Annotated in this window: 3 protein-coding genes and 1 pseudogene; 1 reads left to right on the top strand and 3 read right to left on the bottom strand. The window is 50.8% G+C overall.

The window, feature by feature from the left end; genetic code table 11:
* Both AC1DWB_RS31940 and AC1DWB_RS31935 read right to left on the bottom strand, forming a co-directional pair.
* Positions 1-279, bottom strand: a pseudogene (locus AC1DWB_RS31940) (alpha/beta hydrolase); the annotation flags it as partial.
* 16 nt (positions 280-295) lie between these two features.
* On the bottom strand, positions 296-1,168 hold the full coding sequence (locus tag AC1DWB_RS31935; protein WP_477545130.1) for an AraC family transcriptional regulator: 873 nt from the start codon (positions 1,166-1,168) through the stop codon (positions 296-298).
* Positions 1,169-1,323: 155 nt separating this feature from the next.
* Here AC1DWB_RS31935 and melA point away from each other — a divergent pair, with 155 nt between their 5' ends.
* A complete protein-coding gene (melA, locus tag AC1DWB_RS31930) occupies positions 1,324-2,622 on the top strand; it encodes an alpha-galactosidase (protein ID WP_477545129.1) in 1,299 nt (432 codons plus the stop codon).
* Between the two features lie 154 nt (positions 2,623-2,776).
* On the opposite strand, the gene AC1DWB_RS31925 is transcribed toward melA, so the two are convergent.
* On the bottom strand, positions 2,777-3,901 hold a 1,125-nt coding region (locus tag AC1DWB_RS31925), incomplete at its 5' end, for an AGE family epimerase/isomerase (protein ID WP_477545128.1).

Raw genomic sequence — 3,901 nt, 5'->3', positions numbered from 1 at the left:
CTCCTTACCCACGCTGTAGCGCCCACCATGCGAATGATGATACACAATAAGAGGGGCAATGCCTTCAATCTGTTTGGTGCTGAGAAAATACGCCGGAACCGGCTCAATTCCGTTCAAGTCCAACAACAGATGCTCCACGATACAAGTTGGACGCTCTTCGATTGCCAACAGCTCGGCATGAATCGGTCTGTTCCTATCGGGCAACCTGCCTAGTAACCCATAGAGCTGCTCTCTACGTTGGTCAATCTGCATAACTCCATTCTCTGGTTGATTGAACATGCCTCTTCCTCCATCCTTAATTACAGTCGTTATATTCGAACATGACGGAATTCCCATTGCCGCTCCGATACTCCGACGGGGTGCAGCCCTGCCATTTCTTAAACTGCTTGGAGAAGTACAACGAATCTACGAATCCAACTGATGAAGCCACTTGTTCTACCGTTAACTCATCCAGCAGCAGCAGCTTGGCCCGCTCCATACGGATTTTGAGCAAATATTGCATGGGTGAAAGACCGGTATATTGCTTGAACAGCTTGGACAAATGCGTACGATGGTACCCTAATGCCTGAGCGACCTGCTGAATGGAGATCGGTTGTGCGTATTGCAGCGTTAGCCAGCGAATAGCCCGCTCCACTTGTTCCTCGCTCGGGCTGTGTACGGCTTTCCCCGTTGGCAATGGAGTTCGGCCTTCCTTCACGTAGCCCGCCAACATTAGACGAATCAAGCCGCCACTCTCCAGATCACAGCTGGCATCTGCACTCCTCAGCACTTCCTCCATCCGATGGAACTGAGCAGCCGTTCGGCGGGAATTGACGGGCATAACAACAGGATGATCCGGGAAGATGCCCAGCTCACTAAGCAGTTGATCCGCTAACGTACCCTTGAAGGCGATCCATCTGTACTTCCATGGGTCGATCTCATCGGAATCATAACGTATCAGTTCGCCAGGGAATATGACGAAGCTTTGCCCCGCTCCAATCTCGTATTTGCTGCCCCTGCATTGAAACTCGCCTTTCCCGGCCAGCACATGATGAATCAAAAAATAATCTCTCACCTGCGGTCCGACATGATGGGAAGGCTCTGTCTGCTCGTGTCCGGCGAACAAGACAATCAGCTCTCCCTTGATCGGATAAGGCTGTATAGCTACAGAATAAGTGCGGGAATTCACGATTCAGGGCATCCTCTCTTCACAAGACTTATATAGCCATCGTAGCAGAAAAACTACATTTGTCCATACGATCGTCGCATTATTCCATAGTCTGCATGAAGGAGAAACGAGTATAGTAGATAGCGAAAGCACTATCCACAAGGGAGCGAAACCTCATGTCCAAAATTACGTTTCTGGGTGCAGGAAGCACCGTATTCACCAAAAATGTGTTAGGCGATTCCTTACTTACCCCAGCGCTGCAACAATTCGAGCTGGCCTTGTTCGACATTAACCCAGAACGGCTACGGGATTCGGAGCAAATGCTGCTCAATCTAAAAGAAACAACAGGCAGCACGTGTCAAATCAAAGCATATACCGACCGCAAGGAAGCGCTTCGCGGAGCAAAATACGTCATCAATGCGATTCAAGTAGGTGGTTATGATCCGTGTACGATTACGGACTTCGAAATTCCAAAGAAATTCGGCCTTCGCCAGACAATCGCGGATACACTCGGAATCGGAGGCATTTTCCGGAACTTGCGCACAATTCCCGTGATGATGGACTTCGCCCGCGATATGCAGGAAGTATGTCCGGATGCCTGGTTCTTGAACTATACGAATCCGATGGCCGTTCTCACGAACGTGATGAACACCGACGGCGGGATCAAGACCGTTGGCTTGTGCCACAGCGTGCAAGTATGCGTACCGCATCTGTTCAAAGCACTGGAAATCGATACCACTGGAGTAAAGAGCAGGATCGCAGGGATTAACCATATGGCTTGGTTGTTGGAAGTGACGAAAGATGGAGTCGATCTGTATCCGGAAATCAAGCGTCGTGCGATCGAGAAACAGAAGGAGAAACACCATGACATGGTTCGTTTCGAACTGATGCTGAAGTTCGGCTACTACGTAACCGAGTCTTCTGAACATAATGCCGAATATCATCCTTACTTCATCAAGCGTAATTACCCGGAGCTCATCGAACGATTCAACATCCCGCTCGACGAATATCCGCGCCGCTGTATTAATCAGATTGATCGTTGGAAGACGATGCGCGATGAGATTGTTAACAATCGCAGCTTGACGCACAATAGATCCCATGAGTATGCCTCCCGAATGATGGAAGCGATGGAGACGAACGTGCCTTTCAAGATCGGCGGGAACGTCATGAACACAGGCCTGATTACGAATTTACCTAAGGAAGCTTGTGTCGAAGTACCTTGCTTCGTCGACGCTAACGGCGTTACCCCTACTTATGTAGGCGATCTTCCGCCGCAGCTTGCTGCGTTGAACCGGACAAACATCAACACCCAGTTGCTTACGATCGAAGCAGCTCGCACGTTGAAGAAAGAACATATTTACCACGCTGCCATGCTCGATCCGCATACAGCCGCCGAGCTGTCGATGGATGACATCGTGGCCATGTGTGACGCCCTGATCGAAGCACACGGCGACTGGCTGCCAAAGTTCAACTAATCGATCCAGCCCTTTAATTTTCAATCATCCTCTATTTCCGCTTATACCGCGGATTAGAGGATTTTTTTGTAGATGGGAAAGTAATTATTCGCTTAACGCGCAATTAATAAAGACTGACCGGATGTTTCTCCAGTCAGTCCCTTGGTTTATGCGTTCATTCCGATCGGTTCCGGTTAAGCAGTTCTACTATCAGAATGAAATTGCGGAGAATATGATACGGATCCTTGACCGGTAACGCAACCACCTTCGTCAGCGGTACACCCGCCCTGTCGCGGATTTGAATCCACTCGCCTACTTCGGCATTCGGATGTGGAAACGTCTCGAACGTGTACGCATGCATACGCTCATACCACTCCAGCAATTCCGGATCGCCAGTCAGTTCGTAACCGAGTAAGAGCGTGTACAGAGCTTCGGAATGCGGCCACCACAGCTTCGCGTCCCAAGTCTCTATAATGTTACGCTCGAAGCCATCTCCGCCTGTTTCCCGCCCTTGTGGCGGCCCGCCATCACGATCAACGTAATGCAGCAGCCCGCCATAGATGTCATCCCAACCAAGCTCAAGCGCCTTCTTGGTCACACGCACGGCCTTGTTGATCGCCTCCGTCATCCCGCCGATCCGATTCGCTTCGGTCATGACGAACCACATGCATTCAATCGTATGGCCTGGATTAAGATGACGCGCCATTACGGTATCTGAGAGCTGTTCGTCCGTCGCTAACAGCTCCACTACCGTACCGTCTTCTTGTACGAACCTATTCAGGATGCGGTCCATATACTCCGCTGCATATCGACGCATTTGCTGCTCACGTACATGACCAGAGGCGGCTAATGCCTCTGCCAACTCCTGCGTGACATTCAGCATAATCATCGAAACACTATGCGCTTCTAACCCTGGCGGGATCGGGTAAGGCTCACTGCGCTGCGAGTTCGTGTTCAGCCGAGCCATGATGGAGTCGAACCGCTGCAGTGTCCACTCCAACGATTCTGCATCCCCGCTAACTCTCGCGTATTCGCTTCCGCCCAAGACGACGAAGCAATCCGCGAAGAAGCTCGTGTCATATCCTTTGCCCGGGATCGGCTCCTTCGGTACTCCCTCTTCGGATAGCAGGAAGGCGCAGTTGTCATTGTCGAGTACAACATGGTCACGAAGAAAGCGCATCGTTCTACCAGCTTCCCGCAAATACGCTTCTGCATCTCCCTCCATTAATCCGGTTTGACAGCACTCCGCCAAACGGGACCACAGCCATACATAACGCCCTTGTGACCATGTATACTTGTC

The sequence above is a fragment of the Paenibacillus sp. P4_E11 genome, assembly GCF_056401635.1.
Note: the sequence above shows the minus strand (reverse complement) of the source record. Positions and strands in the feature narration are given on the sequence as shown.

Coding starts and splice junctions, on each gene's coding strand:
- melA (WP_477545129.1), top strand. CDS start 1,324: ATGTCCAAAATTACGTTTCTGGGTGCAGGAAGCACCGTATTCACCAAA.